This window comes from Pseudomonas fortuita (assembly GCF_026898135.2).
Taxonomy (GTDB): Bacteria; Pseudomonadota; Gammaproteobacteria; order Pseudomonadales; family Pseudomonadaceae; genus Aquipseudomonas; species Aquipseudomonas fortuita.
On record NZ_CP114035.2, the window covers coordinates 1,857,363 to 1,883,298 of the forward strand.

Consider the following 25,936-nt stretch of genomic DNA (forward strand, 5'->3'; position numbering starts at 1 on the left):
CCATGGACTTTGAAGCCCAAGTCAAAGAACTCAACGCCAGCCTCAAGGGCATTGGTGATCAGATCAAAGCGCAGGCTGAGGCTACCGACAAACAGATCAAGGCGTCAGGCGAGATGACTGCCGAAACCCGTACCAAGGTCGACGAACTGCTGACCAAGCAGGGTGAGCTCAATGCCCGCCTGGGCGAAGCTGAGCAGAAGCTGGTGAACGCCAGCCGTGACCGCGGCAATCAGGAGGAGCCGCAGAAGTCGGTTGGCGCTCTGGTGATCGGCAGCGAAGAAATGCAGGACATGAACTCGTCCTTCCGCGGGTCTCGCCGCGTGTCCGTACCGCGCGCGGCCATTACCACCGCAACCGGCGGGGACCTGGTGCCTGCTGAGCGTTTGGCTGGCGTCGTTGCTCCGCCTCAGCGTCGGCTGACCATTCGCGACCTGGTGGCGCCGGGCCAGACCGAGTCGAACTCCATCGAGTACATTCGCGAGACCGGATTCACCAACAACGCGCGAACCGTGGCGGAGAACACCGCCAAGCCGTACTCCGACATCACCTTCGCGCTGACCACCGCGAACGTCCGCACCATTGCCCACCTGTTCAAGGCGAGTCGGCAGATGCTCGACGATGCCAAGGCACTCCAGAGCTACATCGACGGTCGCGCTCGCTACGGCCTGAACATGGCGGAAGAGGCTCAGCTGCTCTACGGCAACGGTACCGGTGCCAACCTGCAGGGTCTTGTGACTGTTGCTCAGCTGTATGCCCCGCAGGCCGGGCTGACGGTAGTGGGCGAGCAACGGATCGACCGTCTGCGCCTCGCGCTGCTGCAAGCAGAGCTGGCCGACTTCCCCTCGGACGGCATCGTGCTGAACCCCATCGACTGGGCAGCGATCGAGCTCACCAAGGATGGAGAGGGCCGGTACATCATCGGCCAGCCGCAGGAAGGCACCAACGCGAAGCTCTGGAATCGCCCGGTGGTTTCGACTCAGGCCATGACCCAGAACGACTTCCTGGTCGGCGCGTTCAAGCTCGGCGCACAAATCTTCGACCGCATGGAGATCGAAGTGCTGATCTCGACCGAGAACGACAAGGACTTCGAGAACAACATGGCAACGATCCGTGCCGAGGAGCGCCTGGCATTCGCGATCTACCGCGACGAGGCGTTCGTCACTGGCCCGTTGGTCACTCCTTAACTCTTCCGCAACGCGGCGCCAGAAATGGCGCCCCAACGGAGTAATCAAATGGCACGTAAACAGGAAACACCAGCATCCACGGCTGATGCGAAGGATCCGGTCACCACCGTTGACTCCAGCAGCAGCTCTTCTGAAACTGCCGGTCCGCCTCCTTCGGCTGGCACTGCGCTTGTCCCAGATAGCAGCGACTCAACCAACTCGGGTGTCCCGGCAGTTGCTCCAGGCCAAGCGGAAGGCTCGGGGCTGGTGCCGCCAGAAGGACAAGCAGTCGCCGGCAATGGGCCGGATGTCGCCACGGGCGATCAGGGTACCAGCCCCGGCATCGCCACAACTGACGCTGCGGGATCCGAAGACGCCGGTCCGGCTGCATCAACCTTGGCCAGAAGCAGCGCCGGCACTGATCAGGTGGCACCAGAAGAGCAGGCGAAGCCCAACCCTGCGACTCTTCAGATTTATCCGCTGCGGTCTTACATGGATGAAGGCGAGCTTCGTCGTCGTGGCGGGCCTGCTTATACGGTCCCGCGCCGGCATGCGGAGGAACTGGTGCAGCGGAATCTGGCATCGCTCGAACCGCTGAAGGAGTAAGGGTATGTCGGTCATCAGCTTGACCATTGCCCGGCATCATCTCCGAGATCCCGACGATGATGACGAATACCTGGAGCTCCTGATCGAGGCGGCAGAAGGGCAGGCTATGGACTATTTGAACCGTCGCTTCTACGCAGATCAGCAAGCGCTGGACGAAGCTGTCGCTGCCGACGATGCCGGCGAGTCCCCCATGGTCTGCAATAAGCAGATCAAGGCTGCCTGCTTGCTGATCCTCGGCCACCTTTACGCCAACCGCGAGGACGTTGTGATCGGAACCATCGCCATCGAACTCCCGCAAGGTTCGAAGGCGCTCCTGACGCCGCATCGTATCGGGTGGGGCATATGAGGGCTGGGCCGCTGCGTCATCGGCTGCAGGTGGCTCATCGACACGAGGAGAGGAATAAATCCGGGGGCGCCACAGTGACGTGGCTGCCAGCTGCTCGCCCTGAAATGTGGGGTGAGGTTCGTACCCCAAGCGGTCGGGTCATTGCGGTTGCGGAAAAGCTGAGTGCTGTTGTAACCGCCGAAATCATCGGCAGGCCGCGCCCAGATATCATCGCAGGATCGCGCCTGACGCGCCGGGGGATCACCTACCAGGTTGAGGCCGTTTTGCCGGACAACGAAAACTCCTTGATGAGGCTTCTCTGCTCATCGGTACCTAACCCATGAGGTGAATGATGAAAATTAGAGCACTAGGCCCTTTGACGGGCGCATCTGGTGAGCGTGAGAAGGGCGAAGAATTCGAGGTCGACAATGCCTATGGCGAAGGCCTGATTGCCCGAGGCTACGCCGAGGCGGTCACCGACAAGGCCGCGAAGCCAGCGAAGGCCGATGCGGCCAAGGAGTAGGGAATGGCGCGCCGGTCGAGCATTCGTGGCGACATCCGTTTACGCCGGACGCTGCGCAACATCCACAAGACGATGGACAACGAGTTGCAGCCCGCGATGCTAGAGGCGGCGAACCGCATCCTGGAGACTCAGCGAGAGTTGATGCCCAAGGACACCGGAGCGGCTGCTGCCGCGCTCAGGGTTTACGTTTCGCCCAGCGGTTTAGATGCCCAGATCGGCATTCGTGGCAAGCGCGACAACCGGCGGTTTTTCTACCTGCGCTTCATCGAGTACGGCACCAAGGGCTATACCGGCGGTAAGCGGGCCGGTGATCGCAACCGGCGTGTCACCAACAAAAGCGATGGCACCCACTTCTTCGGCAAATACCCGGATATCCCGGCCAGGCCGGCCCACCCGTGGCTGCGCCCATCTATCCAGGTAAACCGCGAGTATGTCATGGCTGACATCAAAGCCGCCGTGAACCGTACGCTGCTCAAAGCGAGCCAGGGGGTTGGCAATGGGTGATCCATCTCTGGCACTACAGGAGGCCATCTTCGCCAGGCTTCAGACCGAGGTCAGCTGCCCGATATACGACGGCGCGCCCTTGAATGCTGAAATGCCCTACGTATCCATCGACCGGGAGGTATCGGTCAACAGCAGCCCAATCGCTGGCCGCAAGCGCGAAACGCGCCTGTTGTACCTGTCCGTCTGGTCCGATGCCGTGGGTCAGGCCGAGGTTAAGCGCATCAACGGCGAAGTCATCGCCGCTTTGGACGAGCGTCGCCTCCCATTGGAGGTTGGTCGCGCGGTATCCATCCGGGTCGAGCAGGTCGACGCTCAGCGCGACGCCGACGGCATTACTTACCAGGGCTCGATCACCGTCCGCGTGATCACTACCCACTGAACCACCCATCTGCCGCGCCGCGGCTTTTATCCAATGTGCCTTTGGAGGAACCCTCATGGCCGACGACAACCTCAACACAGCCGCGGGCTGCCGCCTTGCCATCGGCGGAAAGACCGGTGCCGATAGCGAAACCAAGTACAAGGCCGACACGTACGTACAGGTGGGCGAGATCGAAGATCTGGGCGAATTTGGCGACACCTTCAGTGCCGTAAACTTCACCTCCCTGAGCGATGGCCGCGTACGCAAGTACAAGGGCACCGCCGACGCGGGGAACATGACCATGACCGTGGGCCTGGACAGTGGCGATGCTGGTCAAAAAGCCGTGTCGGTGGCGCACAAGGACCGCTCCAAGGGCAACTACAACGTCAAGGTCACGCTCAACGATGGTGACCCAGATGCAAGCCCTGTCATCCTGCCCACCACCTTCTACTTCGGGGTGAAGGTGATGAACAACACCGTGGCTCCAGGTGCGGCCGATAACGTGGTGCGTCGCAATATGACGTTCGCGATCAACACCGACATCATTGAAATCCCTGCCGGCCCGGCAGGCCCTTGACCGAAGGGGCTGAGCCCCTTCCTTCGTTGCGAGAACCCCAATGAGCGAAGCCTTGCATGGCACCGTCACGCTGGTAATCGGTGCGCGCAGCTACACCCTCAAGCCTACGTTGGATGCGGCACTGCGCATTGAGGCCCGTTTTGGCGGGTTGCGCGCAGCCCTGGAGTCCATGCGCCTGATGAGCATTGCTGCTTGCGCAGACATCGTCATCGCTGGCGCCGACCTGAAGCCCGATCAGCACCCGGCCATCGCCGGTGAAGTATTCCACTCCGGTGTAGCCAAAGTGTCCGGTCAGCTGACCGAGTTTATCACTGTCCTACTCAACCCGGTGCCGCCGAGCGTTGCCGCCCGGGGAAAGGACGAGGCGGCCAGCACAGCGCAGTGAAGAACGGCAGCTACGTCGATTACCTATTCGGCGTGGCCACCGGCTGGCTTGGCTGGCCGCCTGACACCGCGTGGCAGACCCCCATCCCCCAGATCATGCTTGCGCTCGATGCTCACCTCGACTGGACAGGGCGCGGGCAGGCTGACCAAGGAAAAGCCCAAGCTGGGCCCCAGAAACGGGAGAGCGTCGCCGAAAAGCTCAAAAACTTCCTGCGGGGGAGGCCTAAACAGTAGATAGCGTGCCGCCTCCGGGCGGATTTTTTGTGCTTGGAGATTTGCATGGCCGACCAACAAGTCCAAGGGATGCTGGTCCAGATCGAGGCCACAACGGCTCAGCTGCGCCGGGAGCTGGCCAGTGCTGACCAGGTGGTGGCCCGCACCACAGATTCGATCGACCGCAATCTGGCCCAAGTCGACTCCGCGTTTGATAGCGCAGGTGGTGCGGCCCAGCAGGCTGGCGTGCTCATCCGCGGCGCCTTTGCCGCCGTGGCCGGTGCGGGCATCATCGGCAGCATCATCAAGCAGGTCGACGCCTACGGGCAGATGTCGGATCGGATGATGGCTGCCGCCAGCAGTGCTGGCGAATACCAGATGGTGCAGGAACACCTGCTGCGCACGGCCCAGGAAACCTACCGTCCCCTGGCCGAGGCCCAAGAGCTGTACATTCGCACTGCCGATGTCATGCGCAGCCTGGGCTTCAACACCCAGCAGACGCTCGACATCACCGACAGCTTCAGCTTCCTGCTGGTGACCAACGCCGCCGCCGCCGACAAGGCAGGCTCAGCGTTGGATGCCTACTCTAAAGCGCTGCAAACCGGCAAAGTCGAGGCCGATGGCTGGGTGTCCATTCAGGAGGCCATGCCGACGATCGTCACGGCTATCGCCAACGCCACCGGCAAGAGCGCTGAAGAGATCCGCAAGCTGGGGGTACAGGGCAAGCTATCGCTTGACGACATCAATACCGGGCTGCTGCGCACCGTTGAGGCCAACCGTAAGGCTGCGGCTGATATGTCCACCAGCGTACAGGACGCCTTGGTGAACATCGGCAACGCCGTGCAGACCTTCCTCGGAGGGATGGAAGAGCAGACCGGCGCCGTAGCAGGCCTGTCGAATGTGCTGATTGCGCTGGCCGACAACGTCGACCTGGTGGCCGTGGCCATGGGGGGAGCTGGCGTCGCCGCGTTGACCAACTACGTCGCTAAGTCTGGGTTGGCCGTAAAAGCGTCGCTGGCCGACCGCGCCGCGCGTATCGCTCAGGCCGAAGCGGTGTTGCAGGCGGCCTTAGCCGATCAGCGCAAAGCCGAAACCGCTACCATCCTGGCAGCTCGCGAAGCAGTGGCGGCGCGTGGCACTGCTGTACAGACCCAAATGTCCATCCAACTGGCGCAGGCGCGGGAGCGCGAAGCAGCTGCTACCACCGCGGTTGCAACTGCACAGGCCGGCCTTCGGACAGTCAGTGCAGGCCTGCTCAGCGTTCTGGGCGGTCCGATGGGGCTTGCCCTGTTGGCCGGCACGGCGGCTGCCAGCTTCCTGCTACTGAGCAACAACGCCGATCAGGCAGGCGTTAGCCTGGAGGATCTGCGCAAGCCGGTCGCCCAGCTTCGGGAGGAATTCGCAAAGCTCAACAAGGACCAGCGCGAAGCATCGCTGGTCAAGTGGCAGCAGGAACAGATCACCTCGGCGGGCAAGGTCAAGGATGCGTATGGCGACCTGGCCCAGTCCATCCGCTCTGCCGTGGTCACTGCGCCGGCGCGTGACTCCGGTGGCCAGTACAACCGGCAGTTGGCTGAGTACCAAGGCCTGGTTGATCGGCTCAACGAAGCGCGCACGGCGGGCCAAGGGCTTTCGCCGATCCTGCAAGAGGTCGGCAACCGTCTTCAGCTGCCGTCCAGCACGGTGCAGCAGTGGATTACCCAGGCCGGTGCGGTCAGCGACGCCGACCAACGCTCGAACCTGATCGCCGAAACGCTGCGGGTGCTCACCGGCGTCACCCAAGAAAATACCTCGGCCACCCAGGCGAACAACGCCGCGAAGGTTGGCATGAGCTCGGCGGGTCAGACCTACCTGGAGACACTGCAGAAGCAGCTGGCCGGCCTCCAAGACAACGGCGATGCCACCAAGATCGCCAACCGCTATATCGAGGAAAATGCCGACCTCACCGACACGGATCGCCAGGCGATTCTTTCGGCGGCCAGCGCGATCGAGTCGCAGAAGAAGGCCAACAAGGATGCTACTGAGGGCAGCAAGGACCGCACGAAGGCGCTGAAGGATGAGATCAAGGCCCTCGACGCGATCATCGACCGCGCGTTGCCGGAGAAAAAGCGGCTGGAGGATCTGGCGGAGGGTGTGCAGGGGCTGCGTAAGGCGCAAGCCGCGGGCAAGATCACCGCCGCCGAGATGGAACTTGGCATCAAGAACCTGAACACGGCCTACGCCGACCCGGTTTTGCAGAAGCGTGCCGAGGAGGAGAAGAAGCTTGCAGAGATCCGCCGCAACAGCGCGGAGGCCTATCGCAAAGCCATGGAAGTGGTGCTGCAGACCCGGCAAGACGCCATCGACGCAGACGTGTCCGGCGTCGGCATGGGCGACGACCAGCGCGAGGAGGCCGATCGGCTGAACGCGGTGCGGCAAAAGTATGCCGAGTCGCGTCGGCAGTTGGAGGAACAGCAGGAGGATGTCTCGCGCCGGCTCAGCCAGGACGCCTATCAGCAGCGGCTAGCTGATCTCGCCGACTACCAGGCACGGGAGCTGCAAATGGAGGTCGACGGCTTCGAGGCCCGCCTTGAAGCCCAGCGCGACTATCGCAACGGCGCCAAACGAGCCTGGGCGAACATCCAATCGGACGCCGCGAACGTGGCGGGGGCAACCGACGACATGCTCACCACCGGCTTCAACTCGGCTCGCGATGCTGTGGCCGAGTTCGCCATGACTGGTAAGGCCAACTTCAAGAGCTTCGCCGTAAGTGTGATCTCTGACATGGCCAGGATTGCGAGCCAGCAGGCAGCTAGCTCGCTGCTAAGTGGGTTGGTCGGGCTGGGCGTATCTGCGGTGGGGAGCTACTTCGGCGGTGGTGGGGGTAACGGCATGGCTCCGGGGTCTGCAGGCGCCGTCTCATCGAATCTTGGGGCGTCACAAGCTGGCTATGGCAGTGCGTATTTTCCGCAGGCATTGGGCGGTGCTTGGTCTGGCGGTGTGCAGCTTTTCGCCAAGGGCGCAGGGTTCGCTACCAATTCCGTCCTCGACACCCCGACGATGTTCGGCATGGGCGGCGGTGGACTTGGCGTCGCTGGCGAAGACGGGCCCGAGGCAATCATGCCATTGGCGCGGGGTCCCGATGGGTCTCTTGGTGTGCAGATGGTCGGCGGCGCCGGCGGTGGTTCGACAGTGCTTCAACTCAGTATTCCGGTTGCCGTGACTTTGGAAGATCGGAGCGGGGATGGCATGGAGTTGGACAGCGCCGCGCTGCAGCAGAACATGGAAAGGCAAATGAGAGGAGTAGCGGAACGGGCTATTTCCGATTCCTGGCGAGCCGGGGGTTTGAGCCATCGAAACAGTAATGGGAGGCACTGATGGCGATCGAAACTTTCACTTGGACACCTGACGATGAAGCCGGTGGCGACAGCACCCTCCGGACCCGGAAGTCGCAGTTTGGCGATAACTATGTGCAGGTCTCCACCAATGGTTTGAACGCTGAGTCGGACAGCTGGGCGCTGTCGTTCGGCGGCTTGGCTGACGAGATCGCGCCCATCTTGGCTTTCATCCGTCGCCATCGCGGTGCCAAGTCATTCTTATGGACCAATCCCGAAGGAGTGCTCGGTTTGTACCGGTGCGAATCCTTCCGTCAGCAGCGTAAGCCGGGTGCGGTGATCCTGCTCACCGCAACCTTTGAAAGGGCGTATCACCCATGAGCTTGATCACACAGCTGCAGAAGCTTGAACCGGGCGCTGAGATCCTGCTGTTCGAGCTGGATGGCTCGGATTTTGGCGCCGATATGTTGCGCTTCCATGGACATGCAATACCGCACACGGCACAGGAACTGGCCGCCGCTGGCGCGAACGCCGACCAGCTGCCTGCCAAGTCGATCTGGTGGCAGGGCAATGAATACGGTGCCTGGCCCATGCAGATCGACGGCATTGAGGCGAACTCGGACGGCACTGCCGTTCGGCCCACGCTGACCGTGGGCAACGTCAACGGCCGGATCACAGCCTTGTGCCTGGCCTTCGACAACCTGCTTGAGTTCAAGCTGACCATGCGTCACACCATGGCTCGCTATTTGGATGCTGTGAATTTTCCGGCAGGCAACCCGGAGGCCGACCCGGCCGAGGAAGCTATCGAGGTCTGGTACATCGACCAGAAGGTGTCCGAGAACGGCACGACTGTGTCTTGGGAGCTGGCCAGCCCTGGCGACGTGGGCGGGGAGACGATCGGCCGGCAGATGACGCAACTGTGCCACTGGGCAATGACCGCCGGCTACCGTGGCCCGAACTGCGGCTACACCGGCCCGTACTTCGATCTCGACGGCAATCCCACCAACGATCCGGCCAAGGACCAGTGCAATGGCTGCCTGGATTCGGGCTGCGTTGTGCGGTTCGGTGAAGGTAATCCGAATAGTTTTGGTGGTTTCCCTGCTGTTTCACTCATCGCACGGAGCTGACCATGCGCAAACACATCCTCGCCGCAGTGCAAGCGCACGCTGCGGACTGCTATCCCACTGAATCGTGCGGGCTGATCCTGGCCGTGGGCCGCAGACAGGTCTACTTCCCGTGTGCCAACGTGGCCACCGAGCCAACCGAGGAATTCCGGATCGCGCCGGAGCAGTACGCGGCGGCCGAAGACCTTGGTGAGGTGATCGGCATCGTGCACTCGCACCCAGACGCCACCAGCAGGCCGTCACCGCGCGACCTGGCGATGTGTGAGGCCACCGGCCTGCCTTGGCACATTCTGTCATGGCCGGAGGGCGACCTGCGCACCATCACGCCCACCGGTCATACGCCGCTGCTTGGGCGTCCGTTCGTGCACGGCGCCTGGGACTGCTGGCAGGTCTGTGCGGACTGGTTCAGGCGCGAGTGGGGTCTGGAGTTTCCAGCGTACGCCAGGGAGGAGGGGTGGTGGGAGCAGGCAGACGGCCCGAGCCTGTACGAGCGGGCCTATGAGTCTGCTGGCTTCTACCAGGTCAGCCAGCCGCAGCGCGGCGACATGATCGTCATGGCCGTTGGGCGTACCGCGCACCCGAACCACGCGGGCATCTACTTGGGCGGCGACGCACAGCTGCCCAGCGAGCAGGCACAGGTGTTCGGCCCCGGCCCATTCCTGATGCACCACCTGTACGGCAGGCCATCAGAAATCATCGTGTTTGGTGGCCCCTGGCTCGACCGGACTCGCCTAGTTCTACGCCATCTAGACGGCAGGTGATACATTCCGCCTTTTCAAGGAGGGATGTCATGCGAGTTTTGATCGGGGCGGCAGGTTTGATGCTGCTGGCCGGCTGCGGGAGCTCTGTAGAGGATAAGATGATGTCGGTTTGTACTGACATAGTTAAAATGTCAGTTGCCGATCCAGGCGCAATGATTGTTAACTCCAGCTCTGTGGTTTCTGCTCAAGCTACAGAGGGAAATGTTACAAGGTTCGCTGGACTTAATTCAAAAGGAAAACTTAATGACGACCAGAAGGCTGCACTAGAGATTCGAGTTAAAAATATCTCGAAAATCAAGGAAAGCTATGCAAATGTCGATTATACAGATAGATCGAGCGGCGCTCGTCGGGAGAAGGCTACCTGTTGGTTCATGGACATAGGCAGTGGATTCGAGCTTGGTTCGGTAACTGCAGCTGGGAAAGGATATTCTGGTATCTCATTGATTTCATTGCTTGTAGCTCATGGTCGCCCTGCTGGTCTGAGTCCGTCGAATATAATTGAGTAATTCCCGCCAGCCGTGTCGCCGGTCTACGTTGTGATTATACAGCCCGCATTTTGCGGGCTGTTCTGTATCTGGAGAAGGGAAATGCTGGAAGCGTCACCAATAACAGTTATTAAGCTCTCTGGGTCGCTGGCTCAGAAATTCGGTCGCACACACCATCGTCAAATCGACAGCGGTGAGACATGGGAGATATTTAAGGCCCTCAAGGTCACGCTGCAGGGATTTGAGGAGGAAATCAAACGTTTGGACGGCCTTGGCATGTGCTTCGCCATCTTTCGCAACCGTAAGAACGTTGGACTTAATGACTTGGGAAGGCGCGGAACCCAAGAGGTTCGAATTGTTCCAGTCATTGAGGGAAGCAAGCGGGGTGGCATCCTTCAGGTTGTCATCGGCGCAGCCTTGATCATAGCGTCGACATTCGCATCTGGTGGCCTCGCTGCAGGCTTGATGGGGGCTGGCGTGGCCAACGTCGCGGGGGGAGCTATCCAACTGCTCAGCCCTCAAGCAAATGGCCTATCGCAGAGCGCTGCGCCCGAAAACATACCAAGTTACTCTTTCGGCTCTGCTAAGAACACCACAGCAAGCGGCAACCCTGTACCGATCTGCATCGGCGAGCGCCGTTGGGGCGGGGCAATTATTTCGGCCTCGATCGAGGCGCAAGACAAGGCCTAGCGCCAACTCAGTGAACAGACCGCCTCCGGGCGGTTTTTTATTGCCCGGAGGAAAGCATGGGCCCAGCAGATCACGTTGCTATCACTGGCGCCAAGGGCGGCAGCAGCAAGCCGAAAACGCCTGTAGAGGCACCCGATAGCCTGCAGTCCACCAACATCGGCAAGATTCTGATTGCCGTGGGGGAGGGGGAGTTCGATGAGGAGCCGACGGATCGCGATATCTACCTCGATAACACCCCGATCATGGATGCCAGCGGAAGCGTGAATTTCCCTGGGGTGCGGTGGGAGTGGCGCTCGGGCTCGATCGAGCAGGACTACATCCAGGGTATCCCTGCGATCGAGAACGAGACCACCGTTAATGTGGAACTGCGCAGCGACAACCCATTTGCCCGAGCCCTGAGCAACATCCAGCTCTCGGCCGTGCGCGTGCGAATGGCCTGGCCGCGCCTGGCGCAGCAGGACAGCAGTGGCAATACCAACGGCTACCGCATTGAGTACGCCATCGATATCGCTACCGATGGCGGCGCCTATGTCGAGGCGCACCTGGGGGCAGTGGACGGCAAGACCACCAACGGCTACCAGCGCTCGGTACGCGTCAACCTGCCCAAGGCAACCTCCGGCTGGATGCTGCGCGTGCGCCGTATCACTCCGAATGCCAACAGCGGCACCGTGGCCGACACGATGACCATCGCTGGCTACACCGAGATCATCGACCAGAAGCTGCGTTACCCGAACACTGCGCTGCTGTATATCGAGTTCGACGCCCAGCAGTTCCAGAACATCCCTGCGGTAACCGTGAAGTGCAAGGCCAAGCGCTGGCCGGTGCCGACCAACTACGATCCCGTTGCGCGCACCTATGCCGGCGTATGGGACGGCACCTTCAAGCAGGCCTGGACCAACAACCCGGCGTTTGTGACCTATGGTCTGTGCGTCGAGGACCGTTTTGGCTTGGGCAAGCGCATCAAGTCGTGGATGGTCGATAAGTGGGAGATGTACCGCATCGCCCAGTATTGCGACCAGCAGGTGCCGAATGGGCAGGGCGGTCAGGAGCCGCGTTTTCTGTGCGACATGAACCTTCAGGGCCGCGCCGAAGCCTGGACCTTGCTGCGCGACCTCTCGGCGATTTACCGGGGCATGGTGTACTGGGCTCACGGCTCTCTGTTCATGCAGGCAGACATGCCGCGCGCCCAGGATATCGACTACGTGTTCACCCGGGCCAACGTCATCGACGGTGAGTTCGTTTACGGCGGTGCCGAGCGTAACACGCACTACAGCCGGGCTCTGGTCAGCTACGACAACCCGGCCAACAACTATGACACCGATGTAATCCCGGTCACGGACAACACTCTCCAGCGCCGGTACCGGGACCGGCCGGTGGAGATTTCAGCCATCGGCTGCACCCGTGCGTCCGAGGCCCAGCGCCGCGGCAAGTGGGCGCTGTTGAGCAACAACCAGGACCGCACCGTCACATTCAAGACCGGCATGGAAGGGCGCATTCCGCTGCCTGGCTACGTCATTCCCGTCGCAGACGAGCTGGTTGCGGGCCGTCCAAACGGCGGTCGGATTTCGGCGGCTGCCGGCCGCGTCGTGACTTTGGACCGTGACACGCCGATCAAGGCTGGCGACCGGCTGATCTTGAATCTGCCGAACGGCACCGCCCAGGCACGCACGGTGCAGTCGGTCGCCGGCCGCGCGGTGACGGTAACCACCGCGTATGGCGTGCAGCCCGAGCCGGAACTGCAGTGGGCAATCGATTACCACGACCTGGCGGTGCAGCTGTTCCGGGTGCTGAAGACAACGCGCACCCAAGAGGGCGAGTACGAGATCACCGCGCTCGAGTTCAACCCGAGCAAATTCGCGGCGATCGATACCGGCGCCAAGCTGGACGAGCGACCGATCAGCGTTATCCCGGTGACCACCGTGCAGCCCCCGGCTAGCGTTACTCTGTCGTCCGCCCACATGATCGACCAGGGGCTCGCGGTCAGCACCATGACCATCGCCTGGCCGGCAGTGGAGGGCGCTGTCGCCTATGACGTGGAGTGGCGCAAGGACAACGGCAACTGGGTTCGCGTACAGCGCACCGGTGCGGCGTCTGTCGACGTGGTTGGTATTTACGCTGGCGCCTACTTGGCGCGTGTGCGTGCGGTAAGTGCGTTCGACAGTACATCGATCTGGAAGAGCTCGGCTCTGACCCAGCTGAACGGCAAAGAGGGCTTGCCAGCGGCCGTTACCTTCCTGACCACCGAGAGCCTGCTGTTCGGCATCGGTATCAAGTGGGGCTTTCCGGCCGGAGCCGAGGACACCCAGCGTACTGAGCTGTGGTACAGCGAAGGCGCTGAACTGGACAAGGCCACCAAGCTGGCCGACCTGGCCTACCCGCAAAACGAACACGTCATGCAGGGGCTGCGCGCCGGGCAGACGTTCTACTTCTGGGTCCGTCTGGTAGACCGCACTGGTAACGTCGGTCCTTGGTATCCGGTCGGCGGCGCAGTGGTCAGTGGCCAGGCCAGTGCAGACGCAGGCCCTATCCTCGAACAGATTGCAAAACAGATCACCGAGACCGAGCTGGGTAAGGAACTGACCGAACGCATCGACCTGATCGACAAGAATGGACCCGGCTCGGTTAATGAACGCGTTGGTGAGGTCCGCAACGAGCTCAACGAGCAGATTGCCGAGGTCAATTCATCAATCCAGTCGGTCAATGACTCGTTGACGGCCGCGCGGGATGATTTGCAGCTGCAGATCAATGCGGTAGACCAGGATGTCGAAGCCGCCAAAGTCGCGCTCCAGCAACAGATCGCCGCGGTTGATCAGGAGGTTGATGCTGCCAAGGCAGACCTGCAGCAGCAGATCAACAGCGTGTCCGTGCTGGCCGGCTCGCTGCCGTACAACAAGGACAAGGCCTACAGCATTAACCAGGGCACACTGGGCGCCGACGGCAAGCTGTATCAGGCGTTGAAGGCGGTACCGAAGAACAACCCGCCGCCAAACGCGACGTACTGGACGGATGTTGGCCAGGCCATCGTCACGGCGGCCGGTACCGCCGCGCGTGTGTCCAAGGTCGAAACTGACGTGACCACGCTGGACGGCAAGACGACTGCCCAGGCCACGCAGCTCAATGGCCTGCAGACCAGCCTGACCACCATCAACCAGAACGTGACCACCGCGCAGCAGGCAGCTGAAGCGGCAAACACGCTGGCAGGTGGCAAGGGCAAGGTCATCATCCAGGCGGCGGCCCCGGCGGTTGCCGATCGGCTGGCCCAGAATCTCTGGATCGATACCACGGGCAACGCCAACACGCCGAAACGCTGGAGTGGCAGCGCCTGGGTGGCGGTCACGGACAAGGCTGCTACGGATGCGGCGGCGGCGGCCGCGAGCGCTTTGGCGCTGGCCCAGACCAAGGCTGACGCCACGGTGGTAAACAACCTGACCCTGCGCGTCTCGGATGCCGAGGGCAAGCTGGTGGCCGAAGGTCAGCGGCTGGATGGCATGCAGACCAGCCTGGACGGCAAGGCGACCTCGGCCGCCCTGCAGCAGGTCACCAGCCGTGTCACCGCGACCGAAGGTAAGAACGCCACTCAAGACCAGCAGATCAGCTCGCAGAGTTCTGCCATCGTCTCGCTCACCGACAGCGTGGCCAAGAAGGCCGAAGTCTCGACCGTGCAGGCCCTTAGCAACGTGGTGAACCAGCAAGGTCAAGACCTCGCTGCGCAGGGGCAGTCGCTGGTCAGCATCAATGCTGCTCTGCCGACGATGGGCGGAGAGAACCTGGTCTACAACCCCTCGTTCGAGCGACAAACCGATAACAATGGCGTTGCCCAGGCATGGTGGCACGACCGGTCGAGCAACGTCGGCAGCAGCGTGCCGTCGCTGGTCCCCTCGAAGCTTGCCGCAGGTGTCGCGCAGCGTCTTGATGTCACCGACATTCCCACCAATGGCTGGGCCCGGGTTTATCTGCGGGCGTCGCTCAAAGCGATCAAAGTCCGGCCGGGCGCCGTTTACACCGCCTCGGTGTACATGCGGGGCACTGCAGGGCTGCGGATTTTGGCCCAGGTGTATAGCCGAGACGCGGCCGGGGTCAACAGCGTTTCATGGCCAGGCAACCGAGTCGACGCAGCCGAGACATGGCAGCGGGTATCGGTGACCTTCACCGCCACCGACCAGACCGTCGACGTCTGGCCAGCGGCGGTTGTCTATGGTGGGGCCGGTGTCACTGCAGGGTTTATCGAAGTCGATCAGTACCAGCTGGAGGAGGGTTCCCAAGCAAGTGGTTGGCGTGACAATGGACAGGTCGAGGCCGGGAACCAGGCGGCCACAGCGGCCGCTGTCGATGCCATGTCCGCCAAGGTGACCCAACAGGGCGCCGACCTGGCCAGCGTGTCGAGCAAGACCACCTCCCTGGAAAACAGCCTGACCACTACCAATGGCAACGTCACGACGGCGCAGCAGGCGGCACAAGCGGCGTCCGACGCGGCCGGTGCCAAGGGCAAGGTGCTGTACCAGTCGACCGCGCCGGCCGTGGCAGATCGCCTGGCCCAGAACCTGTGGATCGACACCACGGGCAATGCCAACACGCCGAAACGCTGGAACGGCAGCACCTGGGTGGCGGTGAGCGACAAGGTGGCCACGGACGCGGCCGCCGCCGCAGCCAGTGCGCTGAGTCAGGTGGCCACCAAGGCAGAAGCGTCGGCCGTGAACTCGCTGACCAACCGGGTGATCAGCGCCGAAGGCACTCTCACCAGCAACAGCAGCGATATCACCCAGCTGAAGAACAGCCTGAGTGCCGCGCAGTCGTTCGTTGCCGGTAAGGCGTGGGAGTTCACCGGCTCGGCCCGGGGATGGTTCGGCACCATCAGTGGCTCGACATTTGTCGCGGGTCCGTTGTTCGCGACTGCCAGCAACTGCCCTAACCTGCAGTGTAACTTTACCCCGACGTTCCCAGGCGCCGAAAACCCGTACTTGCGCATCCGGCTGCGTCGGCGCAACACGGCCCGCGCAGGCGCGCAGATGTATTGGGCGAACGAAGATGGCGGCCTGGCAGAAGCCCGGCGCATGGCCTGGACGATCAACACCGCCACGACCGATTGGCAGGATATCGAGATTGACCTGTCTGGCCACACTGGCTGGACCGGCAAGAATATCTTGGCGATTCGCCTGGACATGATGAGCGCGGCGGACACCACGGGCGAAATGGACATTGCCTACATCGCCGTCGGCCGGCGCTCGGTTGCGGCGTCTGCGGAAGCGGTATCCAGCCTGAGCAGTGCTGTCAGCGACGCAGATGGCAAGCTGACCAGTCAGGGCGGGTCTATCGTCAGCTTGCAAAACGGTCTGACTACGACCAATCAGGGCGTTACCGCTGCCCAGCAAGCGGCGCAGGCGGCCGCGACGGCGGCGGGGGCGAAAGGCGAGGTCATCTATGGATCGACCGCGCCTGCAGCTGACAAGCGCCTGGCGCAAAACCTGTGGATCGACACCACCGGCAACGCCAATACGCCGAAACGCTGGAGCGGTAGCGGCTGGGTCGCGGTGAGCGACAAGGTGGCCACCGATGCAGCTGCAGCAGCTCAATCGGCACTGACGGAAGTGGCCAAGAAAGCTGACGCCTCGACCGTGCAGGCGCTGAGCAACGTGGTCAATCAGCACGGGCAGGATCTGACAGCGCAGGGGCAATCGCTGACAGAGATCAAAGTCTCGATCGGCCAGGCAGGCGGTGAAAACTGGATCTACAACCCGTCGTTTGAAAAACAGGGCTCCAATGGCTTTGCCGAGGGCTGGGCCGCTGCCGGCGCAAGCGGGGTCAACACGACCGCGAGCCTGGTGGCGTCGGCTATGGCCGCTGGCGAGATAGCGCAGCGTATCGATGTGACGGGGATATCAGCGTCTGCCTGGTCCAGAATCGGCAACCCGTCAGCTCGACGGATCGAGGTAACCCCCGGCACGCCGGTCACGATGTCTGCGTTTGTTCGTGGCACGCCCGGGGTCAATGTGCGGTGCGAGATCCAATTCTTGAACAGCGCAGGGGTTGGCATCAGTGGGGTGCCGGTCGCCGCCAATACGCCATTGACCTCAGAGTTTGCCCGGATCTCGCACAGTGTTGTCCCGCCTCAGGGTGCAGTCAGGTGCAATTACTTCGTCACGATTTACGGCACTGCGTCGATCAACGCCGGCTTCATGGAGGTGGACAGAACCCAGATTGAATTCAGCCCCGTCATGACGGGATGGCGCGATAACGGTGCCGTCAACTCGGCCGCTGCTGCTGCCACTTCGACCGCTGTTCAGAACCTCAGTGGCCGAGTGGATCAGACGGAGTCTTCACTGACAGCCCAGTCCGGAGCGGTCGTTTCACTCCAAAATGGGCTGACCACCACCAATGGTAACGTCACGGCGGCGCAGCAGGCCGCTCAAGCCGCCGCAACGGCAGCAGGTGCAAAGGGCGAGGTGATCTACGGAGCTGCTGCGCCGGCGGCTGACAAACGTCTTGCGCAGAATCTGTGGATCGACACCACTGGGAATGCCAACATGCCCAAGCGCTGGAGCGGTTCGGCCTGGGTGCCTGTGACGGATAAAGTGGCCACGGATGCCGCCGCCGCCGCTGCCAGTGCGTTGAGTCAGGTGGCCAACAAGGCAGATGCCTCAGCGGTGCAGGCCCTGACCAACACCGTTTCACAACAAGGCCAGCAGATAACCGCCGATGGCCAGGCGCTTGTCAGTATCAATGCCAACCTTTCACAGCGGCTGGACAACAGCCCCACCAAGGTTTATCAGAGCGTGTTTTCGGACATGGCGCTTGATAAATGGGTTTCCACCAATAGCGGCGCAGGCTCCACCGCGTCGTTCTCGAACGTTGCCGGGAATGCCAGCGGCGCTACCTTGACGTTGAGCGGCGGTGGCAGCAACGCAACCTGGTGGGGGGCTTCGACCCGGAAAATCCGGTTTGACCCAGAGAGGCTTTACAAGCTCACAGTGCGCGTTCAACAGCTCACCCTCGGCAAGGGCGCTCCCGTGACCTATGCGGGGCTTGATGGTTTTGCCGAAGATGGTGTGACGCGCATTACCACCACTGGTACTTCCGGGGTCGGCTCTTCGCATTACGTGGTCATCAATGGCAGGCCTCAGCCACAAGGGGAGTGGGTGACCCACACTTCGTACGTCAAAGGTCACACTGTCGGGAGCGAGACCGGCGGGGCGGGTGCCGGTACCGTTGCAGATCCCAAGCGGATGAAGGCAGGGGTCGCCTGGATATCGCCGATGGTTATCGCGGGTTACAGCATGGTAGGCGGTGACCTGGCGGTGGACTTCTTCACCATTGACGATGTCACCGAGCAGGCGCAAATCGACAGCAATGCGACAGCTACAAGTGCTTTGACCGGGCGGGTAACGTTGACGGAACAGGGGCTGACCAGCGCGTCTGGACAGTTGACCGAGCTGACCAACAGCATCGGTGATGCTGGATCAGAAAACCTGGTGTTCAATCCGTCGTTCGAAAAGGTGGACCCAGGCACCCCAGGCATGGCGGATGGCTGGTGGTATGACGGTACGGCGAGCGGTGGTCGCACGCCTACGCTGGTGCAATCAAGCCTGGCCTCGGGCTTTGCCCAGCGCCTGGATGTGACAGGCCTGACCCCAACGACCTGGGCTCGGGTCTATGTGAAATCGGTGGCCAGGTTTAAACCGGTACCGGGGAAGACTTACACCGCGTCCGTGTACCTGCGCGGCACGCCAGGCCTGCGGATTCTTCCGCAGGTGTACGGGACCAGCGAAGCGGGATCAGGCCTTGAAACTTGGCCAGGGGCCCGGGTGGATGCCACTGAATCCTGGGTCCGGTTGTCTGTGACCTTTACCCCTGGTTCCGCCACCGCCAGGATCTATGCGGCATTCGTCGTGTATGGCGGCGCTTCGGTCAGTGGTGGTTACATTGAGGCCGATCGCTACCAGATCGAGGAGGGCAGCCGTGTCACGGGCTGGAGGGACAACGGACAGGCCATGAGCGCCCAGCAGTCCGCGACGTCTGCGGCTGTCGAATCGCTTACCTCTACCGTCTCGCAGCAAGGCAGCACGCTGTCCAGTGTGGGGAGCCGCACCACCAGTCTGGAAAACAGCCTGACTACTACCAATGGCAACGTCACGGCGGCGCAGCAGGCGGCACAAGCGGCGTCCGACGCGGCCGGTGCCAAGGGCAAGGTGCTGTACCAGTCGACCGCGCCGGCCGTGGCAGATCGCCTGGCCCAGAACCTGTGGATCGACACCACCGGTAACGCCAACACGCCGAAACGGTGGAATGGCAGCACCTGGGTGGCGGTGAGCGACAAGGTGGCCACTGATGCTGCCGCCGCAGCGGCCGCAGCCAATGCCCTGGCTGCGACCAAAGCGGATGCGTCGGCGGTGAACCTGCTGACCAACCGTGTCAGCAATGCCGAAGGCGTGCTCAGCAGCCAGAGCAGCGATATCACCCAGCTCAAGAACAGCTTTGGCACTGCCCAGCCATTCGTGGCGGGCAAGGCCTGGGAGTTCATCGGCTCTACTCAAGGATGGGTAGGCACCATCGCCGGTTCGACCTTCACCGCTGGCCCGCTGTTCGCCACGGCGAGCAAATGCCCGAACCTGCAGTGCAACTTCACCCCGGCGATTGCCGGCGCCGAGAATCCTTACCTGCGCATCCGGCTGCGTCGACGCAATACCACCCGCGCGGGAGCCCAGATGTATTGGGCGAACGAGGATGGCGGCCTGGCCGAAGCTCGCCGCATGGCGTGGACCATCAATCTGACCACCAACGATTGGCAAGACATTGAGTTTGACCTGTCTGGCCACGCCGGCTGGAACGGGAAAAACATCATCGCCATTCGCCTGGACATGATGAACGCGGTGGACTCGTCAGGTGAAATCGACGTTGCCTACATCGCGGTTGGCCGCCGCTCGGCGGCTGCCTCGGCGCAGGCGGTGGCTAGCCTGGAGAGCAACGTTACCCAGCAGGGCGGCAAGCTCACCGCCGAGGGGCTGCGAATCGATGGGCTTTATACGTCGGTGGGCGATGCCAACGCGGCGATTCAGAACGAAGCCAAAGCCCGGGTTGATGGGGATGGGGCGCTGAGCAAGCAAATCCAGACCACCCAGGCGTCGCTGGGCACGACCAATGCGGCTGTGCAGCAGGTTGCGACGGCTCAGGCGAACATGAAGGGAATGCTCAACGCCCAGTACACCCTGCGGGTGCAGGTTAATAACCAGTACGGTGTTCATCATTTCGCAGGATTTGGCATCGGAATCAACGAACAAAACGGCGTTGTTCAGTCCGCTTTTGCTGTCTATTCCGACCAGTTCATTTTGCTGAATGCGAATGGCGGTGGGCTCTCGTCACCGTTCTCTGTCGTGGGTGGTCAGACATTTATTGCTGACGCGTACATTCGGAGCGCCAGTATTGGCAACGCGAAGATCGCAGACGGTGCCATCACGGCCGCCAAGATCGGGGTGGCCGAAATTGACACGCTGCGCATCCGTGGCAACGCCGTCACGGTGCCGGTATCGGCTAATAACCCCGGGAATGTGCTCGGCGTCGGTGTAGGTCAGTGGCAAAACCTGATCGCCATCGGCGTGCAAATGGACGAGGGTGGATTCATCACTGCCCAGTACAGCTGTTATCAAGGGTTTGGCAGCGGTATCCGTAAATACATGTTCCAGATGGATATCAACGGCTTGGTGATCGCTCAAGGTGGCGGCGACTGGGCGGATGGTTTCCCCAACCTGATGGGATCGATCGGTGTGGGTCCGGGTTACTTCGTCATCACGGTGAAGTGGTGGGGGGAGAACTCGGGGGTAGGCGTTCAGAACCACACCCTTTACGCAATGGGAACCAAACGATGAGCAGCATTGAGCACTATGTAGCCTATGAGACTGACGGCCGGATTGTGTTTGCCGTCAGCTGCCCGCCCGAGCACGGCAAGAAGATCATCAGGCTAAACACCGATCGCCCCTACATCCAGGTGGCCACCCCGGCACGTCCGGCCGAGCACTTTGTGTTGGGCCAGATGCTCAAGGAGCGCCCCCAGATGGGGGCGGTTATCCAGGGGCACTGGTTAAAGGGCGTGCATGAAGGTGCCGCCGTCAACATCGAGAGTGAAACCTACACCGCTGACGGCAGTGACATCGAGCTGGAATTCTCGGCGCCGGGTACCTATCAAGTCACGGTCAGCCTTTGGCCCTACCGCGACCAGGAGTTCACCTTTGAAAATTCAGCATAAGAGCGACCACACCAAGCGCCGTGCGGCCGAGTATCCGCCGGTGGAGGAACAACTGGACATGCTGTGGCATGCCATGAATCAAGGGCATATGCCCAAAGCAGAACCGTTTTTCTCGACCCTGCAGCAGATCAAGCAGCAATACCCCAAGGCTTGAACCCAAGCCAACTACCCAATGCCCGCCATCGAGCGGGCTTCTTTTTGTCTGGAGATTGACCCATGCCTTTCGTAGCCATCAACGCAACCAACCTGTACGACGCCGCCAACCTGATTCCGTACGCCACCCAGGAGCAGGCCGACACCCGCGCCCGGGAAATCCTGCAGCAGTTCCCTGCCGCCCAGGTGCTGGTGGCCAAGGTGCTCAGCGAGTACCGGGCCACCGTGACCGTAACTGTTCAGGATCCGGCTGAGCCGGAGGCTGAAGCTCCTGCCGCCTGACATAGCTGACCCCTACCAAGCCCGCCAAGTGCGGGTTTTTTTTTGCCTGGAGAAAACCCAAATGCGAACATCGCAACGCGGCTTGAGCCTCATCAAGTCGTTCGAGGGCCTGCGCCTGCAGGCCTATCAGGATTCAGTAGGTGTCTGGACCATTGGCTACGGTGCTACCCGCGGCGTGAAGGCCGGCATGAAGATCAGCAAGGAGCAGGCCGAGCGCATGCTGCTGAACGACGTACAGCGCTTCGAGCCAGAAGTGCAGCGCTTGATCACTGTTCCGCTGAGCCAAAACCAGTGGGACGCCCTGATGAGCTTCACCTACAACTTGGGTGCGGCGAATCTCGAATCGTCCACGCTCCGCCAGTTGCTGAATGCTGGCAACTACGCATCTGCTGCAGAGCAGTTCCCGCGCTGGAACAAGGCTGGCGGGCAGGTGCTGGCCGGCCTGGTCCACCGGCGGGCCGCTGAGCGAGATCTGTTCCTGGGGGCAGCGTGAACGGCTGGGTGCTCTCTGGAGTGTTAGCGCTGTTGCTGGTGACCCACTGGGCGGCGTACGAACACGGTCGATCGGTTGAACTTGCCCAGGCTGACCAGAAATCAGCGAAACGGGACAGCGGCGACCGACTCGCCGAAGTGATTGGCGAGCGCGCGGCGCGTCTGGAAGAACACCGCAGCACAGATGCGCAACAAGAGGCGAGGGTAAAAGGCTATGAAGAAAGAAAGGTTGCTGATGCTGGCGCTGCTGACGCCGATGCTGCTGGCCAGCGGTTGCGCCACGAAGCCGGAAAGCTCGCTTCCACCGTCAGTTGCTCCGGCACGGATACCGCCGCTATCGCCCGAGGCCAGGCAGCCACCCGCGCCGCCATGGTGCTCTCCGAGCTGCTCTCACGGGCTGATGAACGAGCGGGAGAGTTGGCGCGGGCTTTTGACCGGGCACGAATAGCAGGCCAGCAGTGCGAGCGAGAGTACGACTCGTTGGTAAGGCGGGCACCGCGATCATAGCTCTGCTTGGAGGGGCGTGACCATGCGGTAAAAAAGAAGTGAATTTTTCGCCCGCTTTGTAGCTCCATTGACGGTGATTCTATGGAGGAGAGTCCAATGGCAGAGCACAAACTTTACATAATTGAGTATGAGCTTCACGGTGATTACCGGACGTTCATCATCCGGCAGGAGCGAATGGACAACGTTGAGGCTTGGCATTGGGCGAGTTGCGATGCCGGAGTTGGCGTAATTCCCAGGTTCGGTCAGCACAACATCAAGAAGGTCAGTCGCCCAATGGCTGAGCGCTATGGGATATCCAAGGTGCGGTGGCGCCCTAGTGGGCAAGGCCCTGAGTTTGTGGCGCCTGCGATTGATATGAAGAGGTTTTCCGCCGCTCCTTGAAGTCCGCAGCCCTGAGAGGGTTTGCCAGGGCGGCATCCGCCCTGGTGCTCCCAATTGATGCGGCCAAATGCCGCCATCGACCGATGATTCTGAACCTGAAACACTCAGAGCTTCGTCGTAGCTGGAGAACCAGATGAAAGTCGACACTGATGGGCTGTCATTGTCAGGACTGACTGTATTAGTTGTCGAAGATGATGAGATTCTTCGAACATTGCTGGTAGCAATCTTGGCTGAGATGGAGGCCACGTGTGTGGGGTTCGGCAATGCCGACGACGCCCTTATTCATCTCCTTGCATCTCAGGGTTCCTGCTCTCTGATGATCGTCGACCACCATATTCCTGGTTGCATCAAGGGAATGGAGTTTATCTCCATGGCTCATGAAAAATGGCCAAGGGTCCCAGCGATTTTGACCTCCGGTTCTCCTTTGGACGTGTCGACTATCACACCACCCATCAGCTATCTTTTTAAGCCTTGGTCCATCGAGGAGCTTGTTATGACTATTAACCGGGCGCTAGCGTACGAGACGCGTGCCGGCTCTGCCGACTAAGCTCCGTCATAGTTATTAACCTATCGCGGATGGCCGTCTCTCGGCCGGTCCTCCGAGGTTGCGAGCGGAGATGGCTCTTGCTCGCATTCACTTCCCATGGCTTGATATTCCTTTCGAAGTTCGTGAATTTGTCGATTGTCTAGCGCCTCTAGGTCCAGTACTGACCTTTCAGCGGACTTGGTTGCTCTTATGAGCTCGTCAAGCTTAACGTGAATGATGTCATTATCCCGGTTCTGCGTATTTTGAATGAGGAACACCATTAAAAAGGTAATGATCGTAGTTGAGGTATTGATGATCAGCTGCCAGGTGTCGTTGTAGTGGAACCACGGCCCTGAAGCGGCCCAGAGGATGATGAGGCAAACGGCGATTAGAAATGTCCGCGGTCGGCCAGAGTTATTCGCCAGCCATTGGCAGAACTGTGCAAATTTCATAACGTAGCTCCAAGCAGGCTCAGTGCGTATGACCTCTGCGATTCTTGGAAATCTTTTCTTACACCTTGATGAGACGACGATTGGTCATGCGTGTTGAAAGCTAGCCCTGCGAGGTCACGCAGGGCAGCCCTGTTTTACTTCTCTAGAGTGGCCGCTTGGTTACCACCTTCTTCGGCAATCGCCGAAAGCTTTTCGTCTGCAGCTTTTTCTTCGGCAAGCGTATCGACAAGTAGGTCAACAGCTTCCTTGATTCCCAGATGCTTTGCCATAGCGATCAGCGTGCCATAAGCTGCAATCTCATAGTGCTCCACCTTCTGACTGGCGCCAATCAGCGCAGCATCCAGAACTGGGCCCTTTTCAATCTCGTCCAATAGTTCTTTGCCCTCCTCGAGCAAGCCCTCCATTGCGACGCACTTCATCCGCTTGAGCTTCAATCCTGCCTTTTCGACTAATTGGTCGATGCGTTCGATCTGCCCGTGGGTCTCTTCGAGATGGGAAGTGAAGGCCTCAGCAAGCAGCGGATTGGTGGCAGCGCGAGCCAACCTTGGCAACGCTTTGGTGATTTGTTTCTCGGCGCTGTAGACATCAGAGAGCTCATGGATGAACAGGTCTTCAACAGTCTTACGTGCAGGCATGTCTTATCTCCTTGTATCAACGGGCTTCAATGTGGGCGCTGACGGGAACACCCGATTTATTGGAGAGCAGCGTCTGGAAAAAGTGCGGATCATTTCTGCCATCCATACAACCTTCTAGTGCGCCCATGATCCCCAAGTAAGGTCAGATAGGGGACGACCTAGCGCGGATCGGGGTTGCGAGAACGCCTGGATGGGGTGATAACCCTGTCTAAAAACTGCCGTAAACTTCTCTCTGTTACCGGACCAAAGTTGCCGTGACGGGCTGCTATCAGAAACTGATGTCAGTTTCGGGGAATAATCGAGATCTTGCCGTTTCGCTCGACGATAGCAAATTTGATCTGCTCGACGCTTTCGATGCCTTGGCTGTCCCTGGCCGACTCAAGGATATCGTCCTCTGTTAGCCTTGCCTGGCGCATGCGCTGGTGTAGAAAGCGTCCCTGTTCCACCACCAATGTGGCATGACCGTCGAGCAGGCGTGCCAATGGTCTGGAATTAAGCTTGGCCAACGACAGACCGACATCCAGCACAATCAGCGTAGCAATCACCAAGATAGCGTTGGTAAAGGAAAAGTCTTCCCCGAGCAACGCCTGCTGAGTTGCTTCGCCAATGATCAGTAGCAGCACGAAGTCGAATGTGGTTAGGTCGGCCAGCGAGCGCCTGCCAGCCACACGAAAAAGCAACATCAGCGCAACATACATACCTGCCGCACGAAGGATGGAATCCATATCACGCTCCTAGGGGTACAGGAAGGTTGTAAAACTTACAGCGCTGGCCGGGTCTGCCCTGACAATGCCTTCAAGGATGCCAACATGCTCGCTGCGCAGGGTCAGGTAGAGTGTGGCGATACCGTCTTTGCTGGTTCCAAGTTCCAGCAGAAGCGCCTCTCCATGGGACCGCGACGTCTGCGGCTGGGGCTGCATGGTTTCGATGCTGGCGCTCTGCAGCAATGTTCCGCCCAGCATCAGTACCACCTGCTCCCCCGGGGCGCCGCGAACTGTGATTCGCAAATTATCGATGCTGCCAGTACGGCTGAGCCGCTGATAGTCGACCTCTATACGGCCGTCGGTACTCAGGGCCTGGGCGTCACTGAGCGGACCGTTGCCAAACAACCCGGCCAGCGCAAGCATCACGAGCAGCACCAGCGTGTACCATCCAACCCGTTCAAAGCGCCATACACGGTGCTGCATGGGCATGTCTTCATCGACCGGATGGTGCCTTGAGATCAGCTCGTCTTCGTTCATGGCCTT

The 25,936-nt window shown here is 60.9% G+C and carries 28 protein-coding genes; 24 read left to right on the forward strand and 4 right to left on the reverse strand.

Annotated features, from left to right (window positions below; genetic code table 11):
• Positions 1-2 precede the first annotated feature (2 nt).
• The 24 genes from OZ911_RS08460 to OZ911_RS08575 all read left to right on the forward strand — a co-directional run bounded on the left by OZ911_RS08460 (position 3) and on the right by OZ911_RS08575 (position 23,623).
• Entirely contained in the window at positions 3-1,184 is a 1,182-nt protein-coding gene (locus OZ911_RS08460) for a phage major capsid protein (protein WP_268968596.1), read from the forward strand.
• 48 nt (positions 1,185-1,232) lie between these two features.
• Complete coding sequence (locus tag OZ911_RS08465) at positions 1,233-1,769, forward strand: hypothetical protein (RefSeq protein ID WP_175444032.1); 537 nt, start codon at positions 1,233-1,235, stop codon at positions 1,767-1,769.
• Between the two features lie 4 nt (positions 1,770-1,773).
• The gene (locus tag OZ911_RS08470; protein ID WP_070086815.1) at positions 1,774-2,115 is read left to right on the forward strand and encodes a head-tail connector protein; all 342 of its coding nucleotides are present in this window, start codon (positions 1,774-1,776) and stop codon (positions 2,113-2,115) included.
• The gene (locus OZ911_RS08475; protein ID WP_083283734.1) at positions 2,112-2,438 is read left to right on the forward strand and encodes a head-tail adaptor protein; all 327 of its coding nucleotides are present in this window, start codon (positions 2,112-2,114) and stop codon (positions 2,436-2,438) included. The genes OZ911_RS08470 and OZ911_RS08475 overlap by 4 nt, the downstream gene beginning before the upstream one ends.
• 8 nt (positions 2,439-2,446) lie before the next feature.
• A complete protein-coding gene (locus tag OZ911_RS08480) occupies positions 2,447-2,617 on the forward strand; it encodes a DUF7302 family protein (protein ID WP_175444031.1) in 171 nt (56 codons plus the stop codon).
• Positions 2,618-2,620: 3 nt separating this feature from the next.
• A complete protein-coding gene (locus OZ911_RS08485) occupies positions 2,621-3,121 on the forward strand; it encodes an HK97 gp10 family phage protein (RefSeq protein WP_070086814.1) in 501 nt (166 codons plus the stop codon).
• Positions 3,114-3,500, forward strand: coding sequence for a DUF3168 domain-containing protein (locus OZ911_RS08490; RefSeq protein WP_070086813.1), 387 nt, complete (start codon positions 3,114-3,116; stop codon positions 3,498-3,500). The genes OZ911_RS08485 and OZ911_RS08490 overlap by 8 nt, the downstream gene beginning before the upstream one ends.
• A 55-nt stretch (positions 3,501-3,555) precedes the next feature.
• A complete protein-coding gene (locus OZ911_RS08495; RefSeq protein ID WP_070086812.1) occupies positions 3,556-4,056 on the forward strand; it encodes a hypothetical protein in 501 nt (166 codons plus the stop codon).
• Positions 4,057-4,096: 40 nt separating this feature from the next.
• Positions 4,097-4,441, forward strand: a complete 345-nt coding sequence (locus tag OZ911_RS08500; RefSeq protein ID WP_020190152.1) for a hypothetical protein — start codon at positions 4,097-4,099, stop codon at positions 4,439-4,441.
• Positions 4,438-4,674 carry a hypothetical protein gene (locus OZ911_RS08505; protein ID WP_268968597.1) on the forward strand — a complete coding sequence of 79 codons (237 nt, stop codon included), beginning with the start codon at positions 4,438-4,440 and terminating at the stop codon, positions 4,672-4,674. The genes OZ911_RS08500 and OZ911_RS08505 overlap by 4 nt, the downstream gene beginning before the upstream one ends.
• Positions 4,675-4,719: 45 nt before the next feature.
• Positions 4,720-8,010, forward strand: a complete 3,291-nt coding sequence (locus tag OZ911_RS08510) for a phage tail tape measure protein (RefSeq protein ID WP_070086810.1) — start codon at positions 4,720-4,722, stop codon at positions 8,008-8,010.
• Positions 8,010-8,348: a phage tail protein gene (locus OZ911_RS08515; protein WP_070086809.1), complete on the forward strand. Its 339-nt coding sequence runs from the start codon at positions 8,010-8,012 to the stop codon at positions 8,346-8,348. The genes OZ911_RS08510 and OZ911_RS08515 overlap by 1 nt, the downstream gene beginning before the upstream one ends.
• Positions 8,345-9,094: a phage minor tail protein L gene (locus OZ911_RS08520; RefSeq protein WP_070086808.1), complete on the forward strand. Its 750-nt coding sequence runs from the start codon at positions 8,345-8,347 to the stop codon at positions 9,092-9,094. Before OZ911_RS08515 ends, OZ911_RS08520 begins: the two co-directional genes overlap by 4 nt.
• A gap of 2 nt (positions 9,095-9,096) precedes the next feature.
• Positions 9,097-9,852 carry a C40 family peptidase gene (locus OZ911_RS08525; protein WP_070086807.1) on the forward strand — a complete coding sequence of 252 codons (756 nt, stop codon included), beginning with the start codon at positions 9,097-9,099 and terminating at the stop codon, positions 9,850-9,852.
• A gap of 29 nt (positions 9,853-9,881) precedes the next feature.
• Complete coding sequence (locus OZ911_RS08530) at positions 9,882-10,358, forward strand: hypothetical protein (protein ID WP_139138816.1); 477 nt, start codon at positions 9,882-9,884, stop codon at positions 10,356-10,358.
• A gap of 81 nt (positions 10,359-10,439) precedes the next feature.
• The gene (locus tag OZ911_RS08535; RefSeq protein ID WP_070086806.1) at positions 10,440-11,027 is read left to right on the forward strand and encodes a tail assembly protein; all 588 of its coding nucleotides are present in this window, start codon (positions 10,440-10,442) and stop codon (positions 11,025-11,027) included.
• A gap of 56 nt (positions 11,028-11,083) precedes the next feature.
• Positions 11,084-20,884: a TipJ family phage tail tip protein gene (gene gpJ, locus OZ911_RS08540; RefSeq protein WP_268968598.1), complete on the forward strand. Its 9,801-nt coding sequence runs from the start codon at positions 11,084-11,086 to the stop codon at positions 20,882-20,884.
• Complete coding sequence (locus OZ911_RS08545) at positions 20,881-21,261, forward strand: hypothetical protein (protein WP_016485725.1); 381 nt, start codon at positions 20,881-20,883, stop codon at positions 21,259-21,261. The genes gpJ and OZ911_RS08545 overlap by 4 nt, the downstream gene beginning before the upstream one ends.
• Positions 21,245-21,415 (forward strand): hypothetical protein, encoded by a 171-nt coding sequence (locus tag OZ911_RS08550; RefSeq protein ID WP_016485726.1) that lies wholly within the window; start codon positions 21,245-21,247, stop codon positions 21,413-21,415. Before OZ911_RS08545 ends, OZ911_RS08550 begins: the two co-directional genes overlap by 17 nt.
• 62 nt (positions 21,416-21,477) lie before the next feature.
• The gene (locus tag OZ911_RS08555) at positions 21,478-21,696 is read left to right on the forward strand and encodes a hypothetical protein (protein ID WP_016485727.1); all 219 of its coding nucleotides are present in this window, start codon (positions 21,478-21,480) and stop codon (positions 21,694-21,696) included.
• A gap of 61 nt (positions 21,697-21,757) precedes the next feature.
• Positions 21,758-22,189 (forward strand): lysozyme, encoded by a 432-nt coding sequence (locus OZ911_RS08560; protein ID WP_016485728.1) that lies wholly within the window; start codon positions 21,758-21,760, stop codon positions 22,187-22,189.
• Positions 22,186-22,695 (forward strand): DUF2514 domain-containing protein, encoded by a 510-nt coding sequence (locus OZ911_RS08565; RefSeq protein ID WP_080641005.1) that lies wholly within the window; start codon positions 22,186-22,188, stop codon positions 22,693-22,695. The genes OZ911_RS08560 and OZ911_RS08565 overlap by 4 nt, the downstream gene beginning before the upstream one ends.
• 96 nt (positions 22,696-22,791) lie before the next feature.
• The gene (locus OZ911_RS08570) at positions 22,792-23,076 is read left to right on the forward strand and encodes a DUF6555 family protein (protein ID WP_016485731.1); all 285 of its coding nucleotides are present in this window, start codon (positions 22,792-22,794) and stop codon (positions 23,074-23,076) included.
• A gap of 133 nt (positions 23,077-23,209) precedes the next feature.
• Entirely contained in the window at positions 23,210-23,623 is a 414-nt protein-coding gene (locus OZ911_RS08575) for a response regulator (RefSeq protein ID WP_016485732.1), read from the forward strand.
• A gap of 20 nt (positions 23,624-23,643) precedes the next feature.
• Here the strand turns inward: OZ911_RS08575 and OZ911_RS08580 are convergent, their stop codons facing one another.
• The 4 genes from OZ911_RS08580 to OZ911_RS08595 all read right to left on the reverse strand — a co-directional run bounded on the left by OZ911_RS08580 (position 23,644) and on the right by OZ911_RS08595 (position 25,930).
• Positions 23,644-24,054, reverse strand: a complete 411-nt coding sequence (locus OZ911_RS08580) for a low affinity iron permease family protein (protein WP_016485733.1) — start codon at positions 24,052-24,054, stop codon at positions 23,644-23,646.
• A 134-nt stretch (positions 24,055-24,188) separates the two neighbouring features.
• Positions 24,189-24,689, reverse strand: coding sequence for a YciE/YciF ferroxidase family protein (locus OZ911_RS08585; RefSeq protein WP_019471644.1), 501 nt, complete (start codon positions 24,687-24,689; stop codon positions 24,189-24,191).
• Between the two features lie 281 nt (positions 24,690-24,970).
• Entirely contained in the window at positions 24,971-25,414 is a 444-nt protein-coding gene (locus OZ911_RS08590) for a DUF421 domain-containing protein (protein WP_016485735.1), read from the reverse strand.
• 9 nt (positions 25,415-25,423) lie between these two features.
• Positions 25,424-25,930: a hypothetical protein gene (locus OZ911_RS08595; RefSeq protein WP_268968601.1), complete on the reverse strand. Its 507-nt coding sequence runs from the start codon at positions 25,928-25,930 to the stop codon at positions 25,424-25,426.
• Positions 25,931-25,936: the final 6 nt, after the last annotated feature.

Excerpts from the sequence above, each read along its gene's own strand:
- OZ911_RS08555 (WP_016485727.1), top strand. The coding sequence starts at position 21,478 with ATGCCTTTCGTAGCCATCAACGCAACCAACCTGTACGACGCCGCCAAC.
- OZ911_RS08535 (WP_070086806.1), top strand. The coding sequence starts at position 10,440 with ATGCTGGAAGCGTCACCAATAACAGTTATTAAGCTCTCTGGGTCGCTG.
- OZ911_RS08590 (WP_016485735.1), bottom strand. The coding sequence starts at position 25,414 with ATGGATTCCATCCTTCGTGCGGCAGGTATGTATGTTGCGCTGATGTTG.
- OZ911_RS08490 (WP_070086813.1), top strand. The coding sequence starts at position 3,114 with ATGGGTGATCCATCTCTGGCACTACAGGAGGCCATCTTCGCCAGGCTT.
- gpJ (WP_268968598.1), top strand. The coding sequence starts at position 11,084 with ATGGGCCCAGCAGATCACGTTGCTATCACTGGCGCCAAGGGCGGCAGC.
- OZ911_RS08475 (WP_083283734.1), top strand. The coding sequence starts at position 2,112 with ATGAGGGCTGGGCCGCTGCGTCATCGGCTGCAGGTGGCTCATCGACAC.
- OZ911_RS08585 (WP_019471644.1), bottom strand. The coding sequence starts at position 24,689 with ATGCCTGCACGTAAGACTGTTGAAGACCTGTTCATCCATGAGCTCTCT.
- OZ911_RS08575 (WP_016485732.1), top strand. The coding sequence starts at position 23,210 with ATGAAAGTCGACACTGATGGGCTGTCATTGTCAGGACTGACTGTATTA.
- OZ911_RS08515 (WP_070086809.1), top strand. The coding sequence starts at position 8,010 with ATGGCGATCGAAACTTTCACTTGGACACCTGACGATGAAGCCGGTGGC.
- OZ911_RS08525 (WP_070086807.1), top strand. The coding sequence starts at position 9,097 with ATGCGCAAACACATCCTCGCCGCAGTGCAAGCGCACGCTGCGGACTGC.
- OZ911_RS08530 (WP_139138816.1), top strand. The coding sequence starts at position 9,882 with ATGCGAGTTTTGATCGGGGCGGCAGGTTTGATGCTGCTGGCCGGCTGC.
- OZ911_RS08520 (WP_070086808.1), top strand. The coding sequence starts at position 8,345 with ATGAGCTTGATCACACAGCTGCAGAAGCTTGAACCGGGCGCTGAGATC.
- OZ911_RS08480 (WP_175444031.1), top strand. The coding sequence starts at position 2,447 with ATGAAAATTAGAGCACTAGGCCCTTTGACGGGCGCATCTGGTGAGCGT.
- OZ911_RS08500 (WP_020190152.1), top strand. The coding sequence starts at position 4,097 with ATGAGCGAAGCCTTGCATGGCACCGTCACGCTGGTAATCGGTGCGCGC.
- OZ911_RS08570 (WP_016485731.1), top strand. The coding sequence starts at position 22,792 with ATGGCAGAGCACAAACTTTACATAATTGAGTATGAGCTTCACGGTGAT.
- OZ911_RS08495 (WP_070086812.1), top strand. The coding sequence starts at position 3,556 with ATGGCCGACGACAACCTCAACACAGCCGCGGGCTGCCGCCTTGCCATC.
- OZ911_RS08580 (WP_016485733.1), bottom strand. The coding sequence starts at position 24,054 with ATGAAATTTGCACAGTTCTGCCAATGGCTGGCGAATAACTCTGGCCGA.
- OZ911_RS08470 (WP_070086815.1), top strand. The coding sequence starts at position 1,774 with ATGTCGGTCATCAGCTTGACCATTGCCCGGCATCATCTCCGAGATCCC.
- OZ911_RS08485 (WP_070086814.1), top strand. The coding sequence starts at position 2,621 with ATGGCGCGCCGGTCGAGCATTCGTGGCGACATCCGTTTACGCCGGACG.
- OZ911_RS08560 (WP_016485728.1), top strand. The coding sequence starts at position 21,758 with ATGCGAACATCGCAACGCGGCTTGAGCCTCATCAAGTCGTTCGAGGGC.
- OZ911_RS08465 (WP_175444032.1), top strand. The coding sequence starts at position 1,233 with ATGGCACGTAAACAGGAAACACCAGCATCCACGGCTGATGCGAAGGAT.
- OZ911_RS08595 (WP_268968601.1), bottom strand. The coding sequence starts at position 25,930 with ATGAACGAAGACGAGCTGATCTCAAGGCACCATCCGGTCGATGAAGAC.
- OZ911_RS08510 (WP_070086810.1), top strand. The coding sequence starts at position 4,720 with ATGGCCGACCAACAAGTCCAAGGGATGCTGGTCCAGATCGAGGCCACA.
- OZ911_RS08545 (WP_016485725.1), top strand. The coding sequence starts at position 20,881 with ATGAGCAGCATTGAGCACTATGTAGCCTATGAGACTGACGGCCGGATT.
- OZ911_RS08460 (WP_268968596.1), top strand. The coding sequence starts at position 3 with ATGGACTTTGAAGCCCAAGTCAAAGAACTCAACGCCAGCCTCAAGGGC.